The following is a 21,350-nucleotide window of genomic DNA, read 5'->3' as shown; positions in this document are numbered from 1 at the left end:
TTATTTATCTAGTAATGCAAAAGATGATTAAGTTGCTTTAATTGACTAACTTGCAATAAATCTACATTTCCACCACTAATAATTACGCCAATTCTCGCGCCCGGCGCTTTAAATACACCTTCTAATAATGCTGTTGCGGCTATAACTCCGGTAGGTTCAACAACGATTTTTAAGCGTTCCCAAATCAAAAACATGGTGCGAATTATGCCTGCATCCGATACTGTCACCATATCATCTACGTATCGCAAGACTAGGGGAAAGGTGATTTTACCCAAACTGGGAGTTCGGACACCATCAGCAATGGTATGGGGATTATGGACAGTTTGCAGGGTTTTGGTGTAAAAAGAGCGAGTAGCATCATCGGCTAATTCCGGTTCTACACCGATTATTTTACAATTAGGTGAAACTGCTTTTGTCGCAACTGCACAACCAGAAATTAATCCACCTCCACCACAACATACTAATAAGTAATCTAGTTGTCCTACTTTTTGAATTAGTTCTAATGCAGTTGTACCTTGTCCAGCAATTACATGAGGATGATCATAAGGTGGAATTAAAGTTAATTCGCGTTGTACTGCGAGACTTTTGGTTAATTTTTCCCGGTTAGTTGTGTGAGGGTTATACAAAATGACTTCTGCACCATAACCGCGAGTTGCAGTTTGTTTGACTATTGGTGCATTATCAGGCATAACTACAATGGTGGGAATATTGAGTAATTTCCCAGCAAGAGCGATCGCCTGTCCATGATTTCCTGAAGAATAGGTAATTACCCCTTTGATTTTCTGCTTGGCTGATAATTGGACTAAGGCATTATAAGCACCACGAAACTTAAATGCTCCTGTCCGTTGAAAGTTTTCGCATTTAAAAAATACTTGGCTTTGAGTCAGTTCATTGACGGTATTAGAAGTAATTACTGGTGTTTGATGAGCAATACCTAAAAGCCTTTTTTGCGCCGCTTCTACATCAGTAATAGTAACAGAATCAGATAATAACATTGTTTTTTCTAAGAGGATGTTTGAAAAGCTTTGGCAACTAAAAGTCGCGGCTACACAGACAAAACCCATCTATTCCTGCGGAACGCTACGCGAACATGGGTTTCAAACTCTTAATTTTTCCTTAGTCCACGCAGGTGGAATTTGTTTGTGTAGTAGCGATTTATAATCGCCGGAAACTTTTAAAACACCCTCTTTATATTTTTTTACAAAACCTGGTTAAGGTGCTGGATTAGGATAACGAGTATGAATTGCATCTATTTCTGCGAAAATCTCTTGATCTAAAACCACATTGACACTATCTATATTTTCTTGTAATTGTGCCAAGGTTGTTGCGCCAATAATAGTGCTTTTAACAAACCAGCGACTTTTGACAAAGGCGATCGCTAATTGAGCAGGTGAGAGATTATACTTCTTAGCAATCTCCACATAAGCCTTAACTGCTTCTTGGACATTAGGTTTCAAATACCGTTGTCCAAAACCTGGAAATAGAGTTATTCTCGTATTTTCTAACTGTTGATTTTCTATGTATTTACCAGTTAAAAACCCAAACCCAAGAGGACTATAAGCCAATAAACCCACATCTGTATAACGATAAACTTCAGCTAAACCTGATTCAAAATTACGGTTAAGTAAATTGTAAGCATTTTGAGTAGTGACAACTTTAGGTAATCCCAAATCATTAGCAATGCGAACAAACTCGCTCACCCCCCAAGGCGTTTCATTACTTAAACCCAAATAGCGAATCTTTCCAGCTTTAATCACATCAGCAAAAGCCTGTAACTGTTCCGCAATAGACACAGTTTCCCTTTCTAATTCTGGATTATAACTTGTCTGTCCAAATGTAGGAACATAACGATCAGGCCAATGAATTTGATACAAATCTACATAATCAGTTTGTAATCGCTGCAAACTATCATGTACTGCCTGTGTAATATTATCACGGTCAACTTTATTATTTCCACCCCTCAACCAGGAAAAAGGACGACCAGGACCTGCAATTTTAGTCGCAACTATCAGCTTATCCCGTTGCTGTTTCTTCAACCATTCCCCAATATAAGCCTCAGTTTTTCCCTGGGTTTCACCGCGAGGGGGGACGGGATACATTTCCGCCGCATCTAGGAAATTAATCCCTTGCGCTACAGCATAGTCAAGTTGCTTATGCGCTTCTTCAATACTATTTTGATGTCCATAGGTCATAGTTCCCAAGCAAATCTCGGAAACTTTGAGGTCGCTTGCACCAAGTTGGTTGTATTTCATAATGTTTAAATGATTCTCCTCATTTCGCTACAAAAACTAAAAATATGACTATTGCCTTAAACTACACCAAATCTATTGATTTATCGGAGTTAATACTTGAAAAAGCATACTATCATACAAATTTTAGATATACAACCCTTTGTAGCAATTAATTTAAAATTATAAAAAATGTATCCACCAATACTCAAATTATAGATTCTTTGTGAGATGCTGCTATTCATCAAAGATTAACTGCAGTAAACTGACCGATATGCCGTATTTTATGAGATCAGGTAATCTAGTCGTTACTATAATCTTTAATACGCCTTATGTGAGTTGGCGGCTAGAACAATGCAATCTCCTTCGTAAGACTAGGACTTGTCGGTAAGGTGAAGTCTGAAACCCTTAAAATAACCGGGGCATTTTTAACTCACATAAGGCGTTTAATGTCATTACGAATAAAAAACTAGTCTAAATAGACCTGTGACAAAAAAATTCTCTCTGAGAATTTCCCTTCTTTTCCTTGTGCTGCGAACTCCTAGCCCGGATTTCGTGATCAATCAAATTCTTTGTGTGTGTGGGGTTATCAATCAAAATGAAAAAAACTACTTGGAATTTATTGCTTACTTTGCCAATGTCTGTATTTCTGTTAGTCCTAGCAGCTAGTACAAAAACTCTTGCCAATGAAATAGGAGGAGAAAATGAGACAACCGGTAAAGAAACTTTATCACCCGTCAGCATCAATAGTCCTAACTCTGACAACCTTAATCAAATAATTGCCCAAAAACAATCTTCCGCTTCATCAGATCAGTCACAAGTTACATCTGTATCCCAGCTTTCAGATGTCCAACCAAGTGACTGGGCGTATGAGGCATTAAAATCCCTCATAGAACGTTATGATTGTTTAGTGGGTTCTGATACCAAATATCGTGGTAATCGGGCTTTGACTCGCTATGAATTTGCCGCAGGATTAAATGCTTGCTTAGACCAAGTAAATAAACTTATTGCCTCATCTACATCTGATTTGGCTCTAAAAACAGATTTGGAAACCATACAGCGACTAAATGAAGAATTTAATGCCGAACTTACTGTATTACGCGGAAGATTAGACACAATAGAAGCACGAACTACAGAATTAGAAGCTAATCGATTTTCAACAACAACTAAGCTACAAGGTGAAATTCAGTTTGTTGTTGGTGGAGTCTTAGCCGGAAATAACGTCGTTACCAAACAACCTGCACCTAAAACCATTACACTATCAGAGCGGGTACGCCTAGTATTAAACAGCAGTTTTACAGGTCAAGATCAACTACGGTTAACACTTGTAGGTGGAAATATTAACTCATTAGGTGGAGTTCCTAATCCTAGAGGAACTGGAACTGGACTTAGCACAAATAATCCCACTGGAGGAATTTTCGGCACATTTGACGGTAGAACTGCCGATAATGCCAGTCCAGCTTTTGGTGCAAATCAGATTTATGTTAGTGGAATTCGTTATCGTTTTCCCGTTGGTAAAAAGACCCAATTCAACATTTTTGCCCAATCTGACGGAGCTAATGAAATCGGTTTAAGTGGTCCAACAAACCCATTTGAAGGGTCAGCTGCTAATGGGATTTCTCGATTTTCTCGGCGGAATATGGTCTATAACTATGGGGATGTCGGTCCGGGAATTGCTATTCTTCATAATCTGAGTGACCAGTGGCAATTAGGGGCATCCTACAGTGCGCCTAATGGTGATAATCCTGCGCCCAATAATGGCTTATTTACAGGTAGATATGTAGCATTTGGACAAGTAACTTACTTTAGCCCCAAAAAGAATTTCCGGGTAGGTTTGAGTTATGCTAACACCTACAGTCCAGCAGGTACTTTAGGTCAAGGTGGAACAAACTTTGGTCCGGCTGCGGGAAGTAACCTAGCAAACAGCACTATTTCCACTAACCCAGCCAACGCAGCCAACGGCATTGTTGATAAAGGCACAGTGGGAAATCTGTATGGACTTGGTGCATTGTATAAAATAAGTCCCAGACTGGCAATCAATAGTTTTGTAGGTTATTCAGCCCATCGTTATTTGGGACAAGGAGATGGTCAAGTCTGGAACTGGGGAACAGGATTAACATTTCCTGATTTAGGAAAAAAAGGTAGCTTAGGGGCTATTTTTGTGGGTCAAGCACCAACATTAACTTATCTGAGTAAAAATGTAGATTTAGGAGCAGGTAAGGGTAAAGCCGACAAAGATACTTCTCTGCATATTGAAGGATGGTATCAATATAAACTTACAGACAATATTGAAGTTACACCTGGATTTATTTGGGTAACTGCACCCAACTCAGATGCCTCAAATCCCGCTAGTCTAGTTGGTTGGCTGCGTACCACCTTCAGATTTTAACTCGTCTGATAGCGTAGCGTGGCGCAAGCCATATCATGATTTACAGGATTTAAGGATTTACACGATTTTGTATTCAAATAAATTCCTTAATCCTGTCAATAAATGACAACAAAAATCACGAACTACAAATTACGAATTATTATCAACAATTCCTTGAACGTAACAATCGCCCAAATTTATTAGTGTGGTAAATCTAAAATCCAAAATCCAAAATCTAAAATCTAAAATCGAATGACTAACTCAACTGAATTACTTAATCATCGTTATGGTCATAGTAACTTCAATCCAGATATTCCCTGGAGTGACACCTTAGCAACTCTGTTATCCCATCGTTCAATTCGTGCTTATTTACCTGATGCTCTACCCCCAGGAACTTTAGAAATTTTAATTGCTGCTGCTCAATCTGCTTCTACTTCTTCCAATCTCCAAACTTGGAGTGTAATAGCAGTTGAAGATGCAAATCGCAAAGAAGAATTATCAAAACTGGCTAATAATCAAGCACATATTCATCAAAGTCCTTTATTTTTAGTTTGGTTAGCCGATTTAGCAAGACCAGTATACATCGCCGAAAATCGCGGACTCCCCCATGAAGGTTTAGATTATTTAGAAATGTTTCTGGTTGCAGCTATAGATGCCGCCTTAGCAGCGCAAAATGCAGTAATAGCAGCAGAATCTCTTGGGTTGGGAACTGTGTATATCGGTGCATTACGAAATAAACCAGAAGAAGTAGCCCAAATATTGAATTTACCTCCTCATGTAGTGGCTGTTTTTGGTTTATGTGTCGGTTATGCTGATCCTGTTGTTAAGGTAGCAATTAAACCACGTTTACCACAATCAGTGGTGTTACATCGAGAAACATATAACCTTGCAGAACAAGAGCAAGGAATATCAGAATATAACCAAATCATGGCAAATTTTTACAATTCACAACACATGAATATTCCTGGTGATTGGTCGGAGCATTCTAGCAAAAGGGTAGCATCGGCTGAATCTTTATCTGGTCGGCATAGATTAAAGGAAATTTTGAATAATTTGGGGTTTAAATTACAATAATTAACTTTTGTAACAAGAATACAAATCACAAGAATTTGTTAATAAATAGTCAAAAATGAATTTTTCTTATTTCTTGATGTCAGCAATTAATAAATTAATTGCTGGATTTTTTATGCAATAAATCCTCATAAATAAGTGGGGATTTTTTTATGGGGATTTTTTATAAATTTCTTTTCAAAGAGACTTGCAATTTTTATCGAGTTATGCCAAACTAAATTAAAGCTACGGTATTCCTACCGATTTACAGTGGATTATACCTGGGAGACACAGATTGGCACAACAAGCATATTGGTATTAATACCAGATGCTTGTTTACTAAGGCTTTTTGTCCAAAGAGATTCAAGTCAATAAAATTTAGTAATTTCTGTCAGCCTGAAAATTTCCCCAAGCCGAAAAATAAATATAAAAATAAATATATTAATTTTCTCGGAAGTTCGGCTTACAAAAATTCTCCACAAGCATTGTCTATTTTTATTTGACAGATTTACTCCAAATAAACAATCAAACATCCACAATTAAGAGGTTTTGATCATGACTAATAAACTAAAAGGAATGCAATTAAATCTTGAAGGACTCAGAAAGTCTTTTGGAAATAAAACTGTTTTACAAGGAATTGATTTAGAAATTCAGCCCGGGGAATTTGTGGCTATTGTTGGTCGCAGTGGCTGTGGTAAAAGTACCATGTTGCGTCTAATAGCTGGACTAGATGCTCCCAGTGGCGGCGATGTTTTGTTAAATGGTAAATATTCTGATAAACCCATTAATCCTGCTATCCGCATGATGTTCCAAGATGCTCGTTTGTTACCTTGGCAACGAGTATTGGCAAATGTAGAATTAGGTTTAATAGGTGCTAATTCCAAAGTCTATGCTAAACAAACAGCTTTACAAGTGTTGCGTGAAGTAGGATTAGAAGACCGCGCTCAAGAATGGCCTTCTGTACTTTCCGGTGGACAAAGACAACGGGTAGCTTTAGCCAGAGCCTTGGCCAGTAAACCATCTTTATTGCTACTAGATGAACCATTGGGGGCGTTAGATGCCCTAACTAGAATTGAAATGCAACAATTATTAGAACGTTTGTGGCAAGAACAAGGATTTACAGCATTGTTAATTACCCATGATGTAGAAGAAGCAGTGGTATTAGCAGACCGAGTAATTTTAATTGAAAATGGTCAAATTAGTATGAATGTGAAAATTGATCTTCCCCGTCCACGGGCTAGAGGAGACGCAAAGTTTGCGAAGACTGTAGAGAGAATTTTAGATAGAGTCATGGGTAAACAAGAATCATCACAAACAGAATTGGTATCTGGAGCTTCATCTTCTTATTTATTGAGTTCTGTATCCGCCTAAATGCCATTACTAGAAACTATTTGGAGCAAAAATTATGACTATCGCCATAGAAAGTCTACAAAAAGTCAAATTCGCACAGATAGGCGTTCAATTAGTCAACCTGTGGTGTTGTCTAGGCTATCCTTAGATTTAGATCAACACCGCAGTTCATACCCAGAAATTTTCCAGATACTTCTGAGCTTATATAGAGTTAGTAGGTGAGATTGGTGAAAATAGAGAAAGCCAACTTTTCTCAACTTCTCTTTCCTAATCTTAGGGTTTAAATAATCTTGGTATTTGACTGATAACTGATATTCTCTACATGGCTTACCAAGCATTACTGTCAGTTATCTTTAGGTTTCTTCATGCCTTGTTGAGGTAGATTATTTTTTCTACCTCACTTTCTTAAATATTTAACAAAACTAAAAAATGTTCATAAAAAAGGGGGACTCAACCATGCTGAATTGGGAAAATAAATTTCAATCCTGGAAAAACAAACACATTACTCGTCGCTCTGTTTTATCCACCTTTGGCTATACCTGTGTCTTATCTGCTGCATTATTCACTTGGAACACACCCCAAAATAGCACTCAACAACAAGCAATTTCATCTACTGGTAGTACAACTAACACAAATAGTAAACTAATTGCCAATAATAACAAGAAAGTAGTCCGAATAGTTCGTTCTAAACAGCTTACAGCCTTAGCGGTTTTAGAAAAAAAAGGCATTTTAGAAAAACGATTAGGAGCTTTAGGCTATAAAGTTGAATGGCCTGAATTTGCTGCTGGTCCCCAACAGTTAGAAGCTTTAAATGCAGGTGGACTTGATATTGCGTCTACAGCCGAATCACCTCCAGTTTTTTCTCAAGCAGCCGGAGTTCCTCTAGTATATTTAGCAGCTAACTCCTCTGATGGTAGAGCAATTTCACTTCTAGTTCCTCCCAATTCACCTGCTAAACGTTTCAAGGATTTGAAAGGTAAAAAAATTGCCTTCCAAAAAGCATCTATTGGACATTACCTCACAGTGAGAGCCGCAGAAAAAGAAGGCTTAAAACTCAGTGATGTAACTTCAGTTTTCTTAGCACCTCCAGATGCTAATGCTGCCTTTAGCCAAGGTAAAGTAGATGCTTGGTTTATTTGGGAGCCGTTTGTAACTAGAAATGTACAAAATAAAGTGGGTCGCGTTTTATTAGATGGTGGTAATGGTTTAAGAGATACTAACAACTTTTATTCTACCAACCGCAAATTTTATCAAGAAAATCCTCAAGTCATTAAAATTTTTCTCGAGGAATTACAAAAAGCACAAGTCTGGTCTAAAAACAATCCTAAACAAATTGCTCAGTTACTAACTGGTGCGACTCAGCTTGATGCACCAACTTTAGAAAAAATGCACAACAAATATGATTTTGCATTAGTGCCAATTAACGAAAAAGTTATCAAGAAACAACAAGAAGTTGCAGATAAATGGTATAGCTTAGGACTTATACCTAAAAAAGTAAATGTTAGAGATGGGTTTTTAAGTCCTCAACAGTATGCGGAAATTACTCCGAAGGAAGTGCTTGCTAAAAAATAGCAATTCGTAGTTGTTTTATTCTTTTTCTATCAAAAATAATGGAAAAGAATAAAACTAAAATTGATTTTTACATAATTACATAACTTGAATCAATTTGATTTCTCATCATGCCGACACTTACTTTAACTAATTTCCAAATTACTCCTCTTGATGCTCCATTAGGCGCAGTTATTACTGGACTAGATGGTAGTCAAAAAATTCTCCCTGAAATTATTTTACAATTAAAACAAGCACTTAGAGATTATCATATTCTCATCTTCAAAAATCAACATCTTAATGATGAGCAATTTTTGAAATTTAGTTTTAATTTTGGTTCATTATTTGTTCCGCCAGATAATGTTCCAGTTCTCGCTTCTCAACCAGGAGTAACGCCAGTTATAATTCCCGTTTCTAATGTTGATGGTGGCTACACAGGTACGGGGGAATTATCTTTTCATTCTGATCATAAGTGGACACCCTATCCTTCCAGTGGTTCTCTACTTTATGCTTTGGAAGTTCCATCTGAAGGTGGAGATACTTCTTGGTTAAATCTCAATTTAGCTTATGAAACTTTAGATGAATCAACCAAAGAACGAATTGCAGATTTGCAGTTGATTACTTATAATCCATTTTTAAATAAACCAGGAGAACCTCGCAGAAAATATCGTGAGGATAAGACTATTCCTCTCATTAGTCCTGTATTTCCTCATCCATTGGTGAGAACACATCCAGAAAGTGGCAAGAAGATTTTATATTTAGACTATGCCACAGAGGTTGAAGTTGTGGGTTTAGAACCCCAAGAGGGTAAAGAATTAATTGAACTGTTGAGAAATCATCTTCATCAACCTCAATTTTATTATCAACATAAATGGTCTGTGGGCGATATTGTTTATTGGGATAATCAATCTACATTGCATTATCGTCAAGCGTTTGATCCTAATCAACGTCGAGTTTTAAAACGGATTAGTTTAGCGGGTAGTCGCCCATTTTAAGCATTGAGCTATCAGTAGTCAGTAAGAAATAAGAAATAAGAAAACCATTTCAAATTGGAAAAATTTAGTGAGGAGACAAAATTATGAAATTTAACCTACCACGACGCACAGTTTTACAAAAATTTGTTCAATACTCAGTATCAGCATTAGCTTTAGTTACTCTTTCTGTACCAATTTCTAGTCAAATAGTTGAAGCCCAAAATGCAACTAATAAAACAGGTATTAAAACCAAAGTAGTGCGACTTGCTTATCAAACTTCTGGAGATATTGTCAAGATTAAAGGAGTAGTAGATAAGCGTCTTGAGCCTTTAGGTATAAAAGTAGAATGGTCTCCATTTCCTGCTGGACCACAACTAATGGAAGCCATGAATGCTAATAGAGTTGATATTGGTTCAGTTGGAGAAACTCCACCAATTTTTGCTCAAGCTGCTGGTGCTCAATTAGCTTATATTGCTGGACGCAAACCTAGTAGTGGAGAAGGTAGTGCTATTGTTGTTCAGCCAGATTCTCCGATTAAGACAGTTAAGGATCTTAAAGGTAAAAAAGTTGTTTTTCAAAAAGGATCAGCATCACATTATTTACTACTCAGAGCATTAGGTGAAGTTGGTTTAAAATTTAGTGATATTCAAGCAGTAAGTCTCACTCCAGCAGAAGCTCGTGATGCTTTCATTCAAAAGAAAATTGATGCTTGGGTTGCTTGGGACCCTTTTATTGCTGTAGTCCAAAAAACTGCTAATGCTCGCGTTTTAAGAAATGCTTCCAGAATTGCCACTCAAGGCGGATTTTATATGGCTAGACGGAGTTTTGCCGTAGAAAATCCAGAAGTTGTCCGCATAGTTTTAGAAGAGGTAGATAAATTAGGAGAATGGGCAGAATCTAATCCTGATGAAGTTGTAAAAATTCTTGCACCTGAACTAAAACTTGATCCTGCACTTTTATCTGTGGTAGTACGTAGACGGACATTCCGTATCCGCCCAATTAACTCATCTCTTGTTGCTGAACAACAACGCATTGCAGATTTGTTTTATAAGGAAGGAGTTATTCCTAAACAAGTTGCCATTAAAGAGTCGGTTTTAAGTTCTCAACAGTATGCAGCTATTACACCCCAAAGAATTAGTAAGAAATAGCCTGTAGTTATTCTGATTCTTACCTCGGCGGCTAAACCCCGCCCTTAATCATCCTGATCACCAGTTAATCATTATGAAACTTTCTTCTCCTGGTTTTTCATCTCCCGATTTTTCATCAAAGTATACAATGAGAAAAAATAAGTTCCATTTGAAGTTTATCAAAAATCCCTATTTTCAATCATTCATACCTTGGGTTGTACCCATAACAATAATTATATTCTGGCAATTCTTGTCTTCTATTGGGGTTATTCCCACCAGAATATTACCAGCACCTTTGTCAGTTGTGAGTGCTGCTATTAAATTAACTCAGACAGGTGAACTTTTCAGAAATATTGGTATTAGTGCCATAAGGGCAATATCTGGGTTTTTAGTTGGAGGAAGTATTGGATTTACTTTAGGTTTACTTAATGGTGTTTCTCCGATTGCGGAAAAGTTACTAGATACATCACTGCAAATGCTGCGGAATATTCCTAACTTAGCATTAATTCCATTGGTAATTTTATGGTTTGGCATTGGTGATGAGGCGAGATTATTCCTGGTATCTTTAGGTGTAATGTTTCCTATTTATTTAAATACTTTTCATGGGATTCGCAGTGTTGATCACGGATTGATTGAAATGGGTAAAATTTACGGTTTAAATACTTGGGGTTTATTTTGGCGAATTATTCTCCCAGGGGCAATGTCTTCAATTTTAGTTGGTGTGCGGTTCTCTTTAGGGATTATGTGGTTAACACTGATTGTCGCAGAAACAATTGCTGCGGATTCTGGGATTGGTTATATGGCAACAAATGCTAGAGAATTTATGCAGACTGATGTTGTAGTTTTAAGTATTTTAATATATGCCTTGTTCGGCAAGCTGGCTGATATAGTTGCTAAAACTTTAGAAAACTACTGGTTGCAATGGAATCCCAGTTATTTGAAGGGATAATCTACTTATACTCCATAGGTTTACAGTATTTTTTTTGTAAATATCTTGCTTTTCTTGATTCATTTGTGTAATACTCTTAAGCATTACTCAAATAACACGGTAAACTGATAAATTTAACGTAGTTTTTGATTTAAAAATTTTACACTTAAGTATCATGCAAGTTCTTTGGTTTATTCCTACACATGGCGATGGACGTTATTTAGGAACTGCTACAGGTGGTCGTTCAGTTAACTTTGATTATTGGCGACAAATTGCCCAAGCGGTTGATCAATTAGGGTTTACAGGGGCTTTATTACCCACAGGTCGTTCTTGTGAAGATGCCTGGATTTTAGCTTCAACTTTGGTAACGCACACTAAAAAAATGCGGTTTTTAGTAGCAATCCGTCCGGGGTTAATGTCGCCAGGAGTAGCAGCAAGAATGGCAGCAACTTTTGATAGAATTTCTGGCGGACGATTATTAATTAATGTCGTAACTGGTGGTGATCCTGTTGAATTGGCTGGTGATGGGTTGCATCTTAGTCATGACGATCGCTATCAATTAACCGATGAATTTTTAACAGTTTGGCGAGAAATTGCTGGAGGTGAAATTTCTAACTTTGAAGGTGATTATCTCAATATTAAAGAGGGGAAAATTCTATTTCCTAATATCCAGAAACCTCATCCTCCTTTGTGGTTTGGTGGTTCCTCTCCGATTGCTCAAGTAATTGCTGCCAAGCACGTTGATGTTTATTTAACTTGGGGTGAACCACCTCAACAAGTAGCAGAAAAAATTGCTTCTGTGAGACGTTTGGCTGCAGCACAAGGAAGAACATTAAGCTTTGGTATTCGTCTTCATGTGATTGTCAGAGAAACTGAGAGTCAAGCTTGGGATGCGGCTAATGATTTGATTCGTTATGTAGATGATGAGGCTATTAAAAAATCCCAACAAGCTTATGCCAGAATGGATTCAGTTGGACAAAACCGCATGAAGGAATTACATAATGGCAGTCGGGAAGCATTAGAAATTAGCCCTAATTTATGGGCAGGAATTGGTTTAGTTCGGGGTGGTGCGGGAACTGCATTAGTAGGTGATCCCGATACTGTTGCTAAAAGAATGCAGGAATATGCGCACATAGGAATTGATACTTTTATTTTCTCTGGTTATCCCCATTTAGAGGAAGCTTATCGGGTAGCAGAATTGCTTTTTCCTCGTTTACCTTTGGATAATTTACCAACAGTAGAACCACAATTATTAAGTCCTTTTGGTGAGATTGTTGCTAACCGGGAATTTCCTCAACAGCTTCAAGAACAACCTAGAGAAACAACAGTAGCCACCGTAGATTAGTTGAAAATTAATTAAATCAAGAGGTTTTTGTCAGATGACTTATATTTTAGCGATCGCTGGTAGTCCTTCTCATCCTTCTAGAACCTATGGAATTTTAGAATATGCAACTCAAATTCTTTCCCAACAAGGACTAGAAACAGATATTATTTCTGTCCGGGATTTACCTGCTGAGGATCTAGTTTATGGACGTTATAACAGTCCAGCCTTAGAAAAACCAAAAGCATTACTGGAACAAGCAAGTGGTATAATTATTGCCACCCCAATTTATAAAGCTGCCTACACAGGGTTACTCAAATCTTTTTTAGATTTATTACCACAAAAAGCTTTAACAGGTAAGGTTTTATTACCTTTAGCTACTGGTGGTACAATCGCTCACTTATTATCAATAGAATATGCCTTAAAACCAGTTTTAGGTGAATTAGGTGCAAGACATATTTTAAGTACAGTTTACGCAGTAGATAAGCAAATTCAAATTCAAGCTGATGGTAGTTTGCAATTAGATGAAGAAATTGATCAACGTCTCAAAGAAGTTTTAACAGAATTTATCCAAGCTGTTAATAAGTCTCAATCTGATGTCAAAGAATTAGCATATACTAACTAAAGGTATCTATGAATCAATACTCTGATTTGCTATCGGAACTCTCTGATTTTCTTTATCCTCGTAGTCCTTATTATGGAGATTTGAAGTCAGAACATTTAGAATTTAATGCTCAACTTCAAGATTTTTCGCAACGAGTGAACTATATTTCTGGTCTACAAACTGGTGGTAAACTTTCCTCAGAAGAGGCTTATAAACAAATACATATTCTCTGGAAACAGTTAAAAATGACCAAGAAAAAAATATTAATCTGCTAAAAAAAGTAGATCCCCGACTTCTATCATTGGTTAATAATTTAATTGACATCATCAAATAAGAAGTCGGGGATCTTACCCCAACTAATGAACCAAAAAAATTACCATTGTTTGCATATTTCATCATCAAAATTGTCGTAGGATTGCAAGTGAACAGTTCCCACAACTAAATTATTTACCTTTTCTCCAGAGAAAACAATCTAGACTCGAAATTGATAAATACCTTCCTTGGTGGGATTATAAAATGGTTTTAAACCTATGGTAATTGTTTAGCGGTAACTGGTTGGTTAAAGGTAGCAATAACAGTTTGCGGTTGATATGGATTTTTGGCTAGGGTAGGAAATTAGGGATGAAAAAATATAATCGGCTAAATAATGCTGGTAAACTGACTGCTTTACTAGACATCTCCGAAAACTGTCAAACTCTTACTATGAATACTTTTTGGAAAGCGATCGCTAACTGCAAATATCTTCACATTCTACACTAAAATAAGCATTACAGATGCGTGCTGTTGAGAATTAGACAAAAATATTATCTCTTATTTGATAATTTTACTGTTCATAATTCGATTTTCTCATAACTAGAAGGTGAATGTTCCAATTCATAATCTAACAGGTCCACACAACTAAACGCTGGGCTTCTTGAGGATTATTTTGAATATACTCAAAAATACTGCTCATAAAACTTGCTAAAAACATTATTGTATATTCTTGTAGCATACTTTAATTGTTTTTCGGAGATGTCTAAGGAAGTGGTAGAACCAGAAATATTTTGATTTCTGGTGAAAAATATTAGTAATATGCCCCAAGTAGGCTATAAGTTAAACTAGCAAGCACTAATGACGTAATAATTACATAGACAAAATTTCGCTGTAAAAGAAAAGTGCAGAAAGAAATGATCACGCGCAAAATAGGAATAGCAATGAGTATCAACAATCCTAATTGAATAATTCCCCGGCGGCTACCTGCCAAAACAGCATTTACTACACCTGTTGGGGAATGAAACTCAGATGGTGTGCCTCGAAATATTTGATATTCAGCATGCTCAGAACCATGATTAATTAAGTACAAAATACCCCCAAATAATACTACAGAACTAGCAATTAAAACTCCATATTTAAGGAGGTTACTAAGTAAAGATTCTAATTGTTTTTCACTAACTGATTTTGTGAGTTTTTGATGATTAACATTTTCATCATGATGACTGAGGCACTGTTCTTCTAGTTGTTGAATATCACAATCTCGCTCTTCTAATTCAAAAGTGAAATTTCCAACTTTTCTTTCTATCTCTGTTGTGCAAGTCCACCGAAAACCAGAATTTAATTTATACATAATTATAGCCCTCCTATTAGACTGTTATAGACCATTTTTAATGCCATTACTACCAATACAAAACTGAAGATAATTCTGAGAATTTGAGTTTTAGCACCGATTAAAATTCTCGCTCCCAAAAAAGCACCTGGTAACACTCCCAACATTACTGGCATAGATAAACCTGGATCTATATATCCCTGTGTTAAATAAACACCTGCTGAGGCTGCGGCTGTGACGCCAATCATAAAATTGCTGGTGGTAGTGGAAACTTTAAAAGGGAGACGCATAGCTTGATCCATAGCCAATACCTTGAATGCTCCCGAACCAATCCCTAATAAACCAGAAAGCACTCCTGCTACTAACATAATACTGAACCCAGCAGGTAAAGCATGAACTTGGTAAGGGATTACACCATCAGGAGTGGGGTAAGTACCATTAAGTTGGAGATATTCTGCTAAAGGATCTGGTGGAGCAATTTCTGTTTGTTCTGGTCTGGGTCGTTGAGACAGGTATGCTGAATAAATTAGCACAATTGCCAAAATCAAGGAAAGTATTTTTACAGTTACATGAGTGGCAATTAAAGCCCCAATGAGAGCGCCAATGGTGGTGGCTACTTCCAGAAACATTCCCAAGCGCAGATTAGCGTAGCCTTTTTTAATATATGTAGATGCTGAACCTAATGATGTCGCAATAACTGATACTAATGATGCCCCAACGGCATAGCGAATATCAACACTAAAGACGGAAGTTAATAACGGAACTATCACGACTCCACCGCCTAACCCAGTTAATGCACCGACTAACCCGGCACTAAATGATCCCAACCAAACCAGTAAAGAAAATGCTAGTATGCTCAATTTAAATTCCCCTTTTGTTTAATCTATATTTATGAGCGTTGAATTTATGAGCCTTGATAATTTTTGTCATCCCGTCAAGATGGCATGAACCGATTACCATATCTGCTAAAAAGGTTAGCCAAGGCTTGATTATGAGTTAACTTATATGCTACGTAACTAACATAACACCCCCACTAATGAAAAGAAAACACCCAAAATTACTAATAGACTTTGCCAATTACTGCTGGCAAATATCGGCACATAAATACTAACGCTAAAAAAAACCCGGCAAACTAGGAAAAGCATAATCAAATTCACGTGCTTTTGATACCCATAAATGGGGGCGTACTCGGTGCATAAATTCTTTTATCGTGCGGTTAATAAGCAGATCTCCGCAAGCTGTAGTCAGTAAGTAAGCAAGAGTTCTCCATCTTCTTTGGTTCCATAATATGAGAGCGATAGCGAAGTGCTCCGTAGGAATCGCACTATACTGAGAATAAATCAACTATCTTAGTCCAGACAAGAGAAATAATTGGCTGCGGAGTCCTGAAAATCAGGAAATTCTCACTAAGACAACTTTATAGATACTGGTACTAGACATTTTATTATTTATTAGCTTATAATACAGTAACCTGATTGAGATACCGTAGTTTTATAAAAAATTGTCAGAACTAGAGTATCTTTCAACACTTAGAGGGTGTTTGAAAAGTTTCCGGCGATTATAAAGATGCCTCCGGCTCCCGTCAGGGATACGCTACTACACAAACAAAGTCCACCTGCGTGGACTAACAGAAAATTAAGGGTTTTGTCTGTGTAGCCGCGACTTCTAGTCGCCAAGGCAAGTAATAAATTAGACTTGTTCATTCATCCTCTTAGGCTAAAAAATTACCCTTCAGGAGTAATAAAAGTCTACTTACAAGATTTATAAAAAATCATCCTGAACAAACTTAGACAGCGATTTTTTGTATTCATAAAATTGAGTCTATTCGAGCTTATCTTCTTCAAACTTACACTAACACCAGTATGGACTACTTATTACTACCAGCTTTCAGCTTTTTTATTGGCATCATTGTGGGTTTAACAGGTATAGGTGGTGCATCTTTGATCACTCCTATGTTGATTTTTGTTTTTCAAGTACCACCTTCTATTGCTATTAGTTCTGATGTGGTTGCAGCCACATTAATGAAAGTAGTCGGTGGAGTAAAACACTGGCAACAGAAAACCCTTGATTTAGAAGTAGTTAAATGGCTGTCAATGGGTAGTGTTTCTGGTTCGCTCTTGGGAGTAGGGGTTTTACACCAACTCAGACAAAGTGGAGAACATAATCTAGATAACCTTTTACTGCGGTTACTAGGAATAATGATTTTGATTGTTACATTAGCAGCATTAATCCAAATGTTGTTGATGACATTTTTCCCCAAAATCAATTTACCCGAATTGCCAAAATTAAATTTAAAAACGAATAAAGGACGTTTTTTATCCTTACTTATTGGCGCAATTTTAGGCTTTTCGGTGGGAATGACAAGTGTTTCATCAGGTTCTATGTTTGCCTTAGCTTTGATCGCTTTTTTTCGGTTAGATGCTCGGAAACTAGTAGGTACAGATATTACGCAAGCCGCCATTTTACTAATATTTACTTCTCTTGGACATCTAACACTAGGAACTGTTGATTGGAGTTTAGTCATACCTATTTGGATAGGTTCTGTTCCGGGAGTTCTCATTGGTGCGAAACTTTGCGAAATTACCCCTCAACGTCCACTCAGATTTCTTATCTATAGCATCTTAATGATGGTAAGTTGGAAGTTAGTCGGACAAGCATGATTAATCCTATAAGTAGGTGAGCACAATAAAACCAAACTGTGTAAAGAAATGTAAAATCGCCTAAACCCTCTTCACTCTTGCCTCTTGCCTTTTGCCTTGCCATAACGACAATTTTCAACGCCAACCTACTTATCTCTCTCGGTTTTAATTTACTTATCCAAATAATAAGTTAAAAAATATCGGAAATATTTGAGAAATCGTTTAGGTTGGGTTTCCCTGCGTCAACCCAACCTAAACGATTTCAGGGTTTTGGCTGTAATTCAAATGTATGGAAATTCAATCACTATGAAAATTATCTAAAATGAATAATTTATTGACAGCAATTATTACCGGGGTAGTTGCTTTCATAGCCACTAATATTGATGATATTTTAATTTTGTTAGTGTTTTTTGCTCAAGTAAATGAGAATTTTCGCCCTTGGCAATTTTTTTTGGTGAAAAAAATGATAGTAATCAAGAGGAAAGACAGGAGATAAAAAAATAATTATTTCTATCACCAATGATTAAATTTTCAAAACTAACCCTGGCGACTAGAAGTCGCGGCTACACAGACAAAACCCACCTATTCCTTCGGAACGCTACGCGAACGTGGGTTAAGAACCTTAATTTTGTGTTAGTCCACGTATCCCTTACGGGACCGTAGGAATAGGTGGACTTGGTTTGTGTAGTCGCGTATTCCTGACGGGAGCCGGAGGCATCTTTAATAATCGCCGGAAACTTTTCAAACATCCTCTAACCATTTACCCACTAACTCGGTGATATTTTTCGCTTTTCGCATTGCTATACCTCTTGGTAACTAAATGTAATACATGGGATTATTTTGGGCGCGAGTATCTCTTTCCTGACACAAATCTTGGAGTGTATAACTACGCAAAACCTCAATTGCAGCCACATTAGCTTTTTCCCAGATTTCTACAACTAAAGTCTTTTCTATCGTCGGAGTCTCAGGGCTTTCTTTCTCTTTCCGTTCACCTTCCACCAAGGTGACAATTTCTAGCAAAGTAATTTGCCACGGCTCACGCATTAACACGAAACCGCCTTTCGAGCCGCGTTGACTTTGGACTAAACCCGCACGCCGCACTTGAGTAAGAATCTGTTCGAGATAGCGTTCCGGTATGGGTTGCTTGACCGCAATCTCGTTCATGGTCAAAGGCACTTTCTTATCGTGATGTCTGGCTAGTTCTAACAGTGCTAGGAGCGCGTATTCCACTTTCGCAGAAAGATCCAGAAGGGCGTAGTTTTGACTATTCGGATCTGTATTCAAAATACTACTGTACATTGATAGATTTATCGGCTGTTAACCGCAATTATTTTACTTTTGGGTGTCAGATATGATAGTACCACACTTACAATAAGTAAAATACCATAACTCTATCGGCTTTAGAGTGATTTTATGGAAGATTCTTAAAATTGCTGAATATTTTCTAGAAATTACCAATACTGTGGCAAATGTAAGTACATTTGTTCCATACATTCTGTGCAAATTAAGCGATCGCTCAATTTGCACACTCTAGTAGTCTGTCAAATAAATTTTGACTGATAAAGAAGAAATGAACCACGAAGGACGCAAAAGCGCGAAGGAAGAAGGGAAATTTATTTACCCGTCAATTAGTGACAGACTACTAGAGCTATTGAATACTTAGAATATCTAACAGTTAGTTGAAAATAAATTTAGTTTATCATATTTTTCTCAAAAGGTACTTGCTTTTTCATGAGAGTTATGAGACTCTACTATTAATGTACGATAAATCAGTCGAGATACAGTAGTTTTGTCAACACCCCACCACTAACGCTAATGGCTAAGGAGTTGAAAAAGCTTTCCCAACAAATAAATATGCGGTGGTCACATTGATATATACGACAACTGCCATACCAGAAAATTTTCATCATCTTATATTCATTGAGTAGAAAATATTACTTGGAGTCTGATATGAGCAAACAACAAAAACAACTAAGACTAGGTGCATTTTTACCTGGTGCAGGTCAGCACGTTGCAGCTTGGCGACATCCCCAAGCACGGAGTAATGGCGCTCTTAACTTTGAGCATTATAAGCAGATAGCCCAGACAGCCGAGCGCGGTAAATTTGACGCATTTTTTCTTGCTGACGGTTTAGCCTTACAACAACGCCGTGGTGCTGAAGGCCGGACTGCCTTCGGTGGAGACTTTGAACCCGTTACTCTATTTTCAGCCTTGTCTGCGGTAACAGAAAGAATTGGTTTTATCGCCACCGCCTCTAGTACTTATGAAGATCCGTATATTCTGGCACGTAAGTTTGCTTCCTTAGATCATATTTCCGCGGGAAGAGCAGGTTGGAATGTCGTCACAACTGGTAGTAGTGAAGCCGCCGGAAATTTCGGTCTAGAAGCCCATCCTATTCACGCCGAACGCTACATCCGCGCCCATGAATTTATTGATGTAGCCAAAGGTCTTTGGGATAGCTGGGAAGACGACGCTTTTGTCCGTGATCAAGAAACAGCTTTTTACTATGACCCCAATAAAATACATGAACTGAACCATAAAGGTAGATTCTTTTCGGTGCGCGGACCATTGAATATTGCCCGTCCACCCCAAGGTTATCCTGTAATTGTCCAAGCAGGTTCTTCTGAAGATGGTAAAGAACTGGCTGGTAGAACTGCGGAAGTTATATTTACTGCTCAACAAACCCTAGAAGATGCTCAAGCCTTCTATGCAGATGTTAAAGGTAGATTAGCAAAATATGGACGCACCCCGGATCAACTCAAAGTTATGCCCGGTGTCTTTCCAGTCGTGGGACTAACAGAAGCAGACGCAAAAGCCAAATATCAAGAACTGCAAGATCTAATACATCCCCAGGTTGGTTTGGCTTTATTACAGGGACTCATAGGCACGGATCTTTCCGCTTATCCTCTCGATAGACCATTGCCAGATTTACCAGAAACCAATGATAACAAAAGTCGCCAAGCATTATTAATTGATATTGCTCGTAGACACAATTTTACCATTCGGGAACTTTATCAATGGATTGCGGGAGCGCGTGGTCATTGGACAATTATCGGTACACCAGTACAAATTGCAGATCAACTAGAAAGCTGGTTTGTCAATGATGCTGCTGACGGCTTCAACATTATGCCGCCTTATCTTCCTGGTGGACTAGATGATTTTGTTGACTTAGTAATTCCTGAATTACAGCGGCGGGGATTGTTCCGTACTGAGTATGAAGGAAAGACTCTGCGGGAAAATTTGGGGTTATCTCGTCCAGTTAATCAATATCAAAAGGTATTAGCGGCAGTTTAAATAATTGTCATTACACAAAAATTTCAGGACTTACGCAAAATATCTCTCAAAACCTCATTTCTCTGTGAACTCTGTGCCTCTGTGGTTCGTTTTTCAGTGACTTGCGCGTAAGTCCTAAATTTATGACTTTCGGTTTTTCAGAAGAAGACTGAATTGATTGAACCATAAAGGCACGTATCCCTTACGAGACCCAAGGAATAGGACACCAAGGAAGAAAAGAAGTCGGGGATCTAAACCATCCCGTCAGCACAGACGTTAAAAGCCTACCGGGATTTCAAACTATCGGAAAGTTAGGCTTGTCCAAAAAACAAGAATCCTTAATCTCATGTATCAAACT

At 37.6% G+C, this 21,350-nt stretch carries 19 protein-coding genes; 14 read left to right on the top strand and 5 right to left on the bottom strand.

Features of this window, described 5'->3' with window-relative positions:
• Positions 1-8 precede the first annotated feature (8 nt).
• Positions 9-995 (bottom strand): threo-3-hydroxy-L-aspartate ammonia-lyase, encoded by a 987-nt coding sequence (locus PN471_RS21390; RefSeq protein ID WP_271778553.1) that lies wholly within the window; start codon positions 993-995, stop codon positions 9-11.
• A gap of 216 nt (positions 996-1,211) precedes the next feature.
• Positions 1,212-2,252, bottom strand: a complete 1,041-nt coding sequence (locus PN471_RS21385; RefSeq protein WP_271778552.1) for an NADP(H)-dependent aldo-keto reductase — start codon at positions 2,250-2,252, stop codon at positions 1,212-1,214.
• A 574-nt stretch (positions 2,253-2,826) separates the two neighbouring features.
• Between PN471_RS21385 and PN471_RS21380 the strand changes: the two genes are divergently transcribed.
• The 11 genes from PN471_RS21380 to PN471_RS21330 all read left to right on the top strand — a co-directional run bounded on the left by PN471_RS21380 (position 2,827) and on the right by PN471_RS21330 (position 14,257).
• Positions 2,827-4,617, top strand: a complete 1,791-nt coding sequence (locus PN471_RS21380; RefSeq protein WP_271778551.1) for an iron uptake porin — start codon at positions 2,827-2,829, stop codon at positions 4,615-4,617.
• Between the two features lie 231 nt (positions 4,618-4,848).
• The gene (locus tag PN471_RS21375) at positions 4,849-5,670 is read left to right on the top strand and encodes an NADPH-dependent oxidoreductase (RefSeq protein ID WP_271778550.1); all 822 of its coding nucleotides are present in this window, start codon (positions 4,849-4,851) and stop codon (positions 5,668-5,670) included.
• Between the two features lie 531 nt (positions 5,671-6,201).
• On the top strand, positions 6,202-7,017 hold the full coding sequence (locus tag PN471_RS21370; protein WP_271778549.1) for an ATP-binding cassette domain-containing protein: 816 nt from the start codon (positions 6,202-6,204) through the stop codon (positions 7,015-7,017).
• A 435-nt stretch (positions 7,018-7,452) separates the two neighbouring features.
• Positions 7,453-8,568 (top strand): aliphatic sulfonate ABC transporter substrate-binding protein, encoded by a 1,116-nt coding sequence (locus tag PN471_RS21365; RefSeq protein ID WP_271778548.1) that lies wholly within the window; start codon positions 7,453-7,455, stop codon positions 8,566-8,568.
• Positions 8,569-8,675: 107 nt separating this feature from the next.
• Positions 8,676-9,539, top strand: a complete 864-nt coding sequence (locus PN471_RS21360) for a TauD/TfdA dioxygenase family protein (RefSeq protein WP_271778547.1) — start codon at positions 8,676-8,678, stop codon at positions 9,537-9,539.
• Positions 9,540-9,622: 83 nt separating this feature from the next.
• On the top strand, positions 9,623-10,666 hold the full coding sequence (locus PN471_RS21355; protein WP_271778546.1) for a sulfonate ABC transporter substrate-binding protein: 1,044 nt from the start codon (positions 9,623-9,625) through the stop codon (positions 10,664-10,666).
• A gap of 127 nt (positions 10,667-10,793) precedes the next feature.
• Complete coding sequence (gene ssuC, locus PN471_RS21350) at positions 10,794-11,594, top strand: aliphatic sulfonate ABC transporter permease SsuC (RefSeq protein ID WP_271778566.1); 801 nt, start codon at positions 10,794-10,796, stop codon at positions 11,592-11,594.
• A 154-nt stretch (positions 11,595-11,748) separates the two neighbouring features.
• Positions 11,749-12,918 carry an FMNH2-dependent alkanesulfonate monooxygenase gene (ssuD, locus tag PN471_RS21345; protein ID WP_271778545.1) on the top strand — a complete coding sequence of 390 codons (1,170 nt, stop codon included), beginning with the start codon at positions 11,749-11,751 and terminating at the stop codon, positions 12,916-12,918.
• A 34-nt stretch (positions 12,919-12,952) separates the two neighbouring features.
• Positions 12,953-13,519: an NADPH-dependent FMN reductase gene (gene ssuE, locus PN471_RS21340; RefSeq protein ID WP_271778544.1), complete on the top strand. Its 567-nt coding sequence runs from the start codon at positions 12,953-12,955 to the stop codon at positions 13,517-13,519.
• An 8-nt stretch (positions 13,520-13,527) separates the two neighbouring features.
• The gene (locus tag PN471_RS21335; RefSeq protein WP_193894298.1) at positions 13,528-13,773 is read left to right on the top strand and encodes a DUF7219 family protein; all 246 of its coding nucleotides are present in this window, start codon (positions 13,528-13,530) and stop codon (positions 13,771-13,773) included.
• Positions 13,774-14,119: 346 nt separating this feature from the next.
• A complete protein-coding gene (locus PN471_RS21330) occupies positions 14,120-14,257 on the top strand; it encodes a hypothetical protein (RefSeq protein ID WP_271778543.1) in 138 nt (45 codons plus the stop codon).
• Positions 14,258-14,561: 304 nt separating this feature from the next.
• Here the strand turns inward: PN471_RS21330 and PN471_RS21325 are convergent, their stop codons facing one another.
• On the bottom strand, positions 14,562-15,101 hold the full coding sequence (locus PN471_RS21325) for a DUF1634 domain-containing protein (protein WP_271778542.1): 540 nt from the start codon (positions 15,099-15,101) through the stop codon (positions 14,562-14,564).
• A 2-nt stretch (positions 15,102-15,103) separates the two neighbouring features.
• Positions 15,104-15,940 carry a sulfite exporter TauE/SafE family protein gene (locus PN471_RS21320; protein ID WP_193894290.1) on the bottom strand — a complete coding sequence of 279 codons (837 nt, stop codon included), beginning with the start codon at positions 15,938-15,940 and terminating at the stop codon, positions 15,104-15,106.
• Between the two features lie 1,002 nt (positions 15,941-16,942).
• Between PN471_RS21320 and PN471_RS21315 the strand changes: the two genes are divergently transcribed.
• On the top strand, positions 16,943-17,740 hold the full coding sequence (locus PN471_RS21315) for a sulfite exporter TauE/SafE family protein (protein ID WP_271778541.1): 798 nt from the start codon (positions 16,943-16,945) through the stop codon (positions 17,738-17,740).
• A 301-nt stretch (positions 17,741-18,041) separates the two neighbouring features.
• Positions 18,042-18,215, top strand: a complete 174-nt coding sequence (locus tag PN471_RS21310) for a hypothetical protein (protein WP_442867173.1) — start codon at positions 18,042-18,044, stop codon at positions 18,213-18,215.
• 320 nt (positions 18,216-18,535) lie between these two features.
• Here the strand turns inward: PN471_RS21310 and PN471_RS21305 are convergent, their stop codons facing one another.
• Positions 18,536-19,018, bottom strand: a complete 483-nt coding sequence (locus PN471_RS21305) for an RrF2 family transcriptional regulator (protein ID WP_271778540.1) — start codon at positions 19,016-19,018, stop codon at positions 18,536-18,538.
• A 651-nt stretch (positions 19,019-19,669) separates the two neighbouring features.
• On the opposite strand from PN471_RS21305, the gene PN471_RS21300 reads away from it, so the two are divergent.
• The gene (locus tag PN471_RS21300) at positions 19,670-21,013 is read left to right on the top strand and encodes an LLM class flavin-dependent oxidoreductase (protein WP_271778539.1); all 1,344 of its coding nucleotides are present in this window, start codon (positions 19,670-19,672) and stop codon (positions 21,011-21,013) included.
• The last annotated feature ends 337 nt before the right edge of the window (positions 21,014-21,350 follow it).

Origin of the sequence: Aphanizomenon sp. CS-733/32 (assembly GCF_028330045.1) — a bacterium.
Classification (GTDB): domain Bacteria; phylum Cyanobacteriota; class Cyanobacteriia; order Cyanobacteriales; family Nostocaceae; genus Dolichospermum; species Dolichospermum gracile.
This window is presented reverse-complemented; position numbering and strand designations above follow the sequence as displayed.

Excerpts from the sequence above, each read along its gene's own strand:
- PN471_RS21300 (WP_271778539.1), top strand. The coding sequence starts at position 19,670 with ATGAGCAAACAACAAAAACAACTAAGACTAGGTGCATTTTTACCTGGT.
- PN471_RS21385 (WP_271778552.1), bottom strand. The coding sequence starts at position 2,252 with ATGAAATACAACCAACTTGGTGCAAGCGACCTCAAAGTTTCCGAGATT.
- PN471_RS21365 (WP_271778548.1), top strand. The coding sequence starts at position 7,453 with ATGCTGAATTGGGAAAATAAATTTCAATCCTGGAAAAACAAACACATT.
- PN471_RS21375 (WP_271778550.1), top strand. The coding sequence starts at position 4,849 with ATGACTAACTCAACTGAATTACTTAATCATCGTTATGGTCATAGTAAC.
- PN471_RS21355 (WP_271778546.1), top strand. The coding sequence starts at position 9,623 with ATGAAATTTAACCTACCACGACGCACAGTTTTACAAAAATTTGTTCAA.
- PN471_RS21370 (WP_271778549.1), top strand. The coding sequence starts at position 6,202 with ATGACTAATAAACTAAAAGGAATGCAATTAAATCTTGAAGGACTCAGA.
- PN471_RS21330 (WP_271778543.1), top strand. The coding sequence starts at position 14,120 with ATGAAAAAATATAATCGGCTAAATAATGCTGGTAAACTGACTGCTTTA.
- ssuD (WP_271778545.1), top strand. The coding sequence starts at position 11,749 with ATGCAAGTTCTTTGGTTTATTCCTACACATGGCGATGGACGTTATTTA.
- PN471_RS21390 (WP_271778553.1), bottom strand. The coding sequence starts at position 995 with ATGTTATTATCTGATTCTGTTACTATTACTGATGTAGAAGCGGCGCAA.
- PN471_RS21310 (WP_442867173.1), top strand. The coding sequence starts at position 18,042 with ATGAATAATTTATTGACAGCAATTATTACCGGGGTAGTTGCTTTCATA.
- PN471_RS21360 (WP_271778547.1), top strand. The coding sequence starts at position 8,676 with ATGCCGACACTTACTTTAACTAATTTCCAAATTACTCCTCTTGATGCT.
- PN471_RS21335 (WP_193894298.1), top strand. The coding sequence starts at position 13,528 with ATGAATCAATACTCTGATTTGCTATCGGAACTCTCTGATTTTCTTTAT.
- ssuE (WP_271778544.1), top strand. The coding sequence starts at position 12,953 with ATGACTTATATTTTAGCGATCGCTGGTAGTCCTTCTCATCCTTCTAGA.
- PN471_RS21325 (WP_271778542.1), bottom strand. The coding sequence starts at position 15,101 with ATGTATAAATTAAATTCTGGTTTTCGGTGGACTTGCACAACAGAGATA.
- PN471_RS21315 (WP_271778541.1), top strand. The coding sequence starts at position 16,943 with ATGGACTACTTATTACTACCAGCTTTCAGCTTTTTTATTGGCATCATT.
- PN471_RS21305 (WP_271778540.1), bottom strand. The coding sequence starts at position 19,018 with ATGTACAGTAGTATTTTGAATACAGATCCGAATAGTCAAAACTACGCC.
- PN471_RS21380 (WP_271778551.1), top strand. The coding sequence starts at position 2,827 with ATGAAAAAAACTACTTGGAATTTATTGCTTACTTTGCCAATGTCTGTA.
- ssuC (WP_271778566.1), top strand. The coding sequence starts at position 10,794 with ATGAGAAAAAATAAGTTCCATTTGAAGTTTATCAAAAATCCCTATTTT.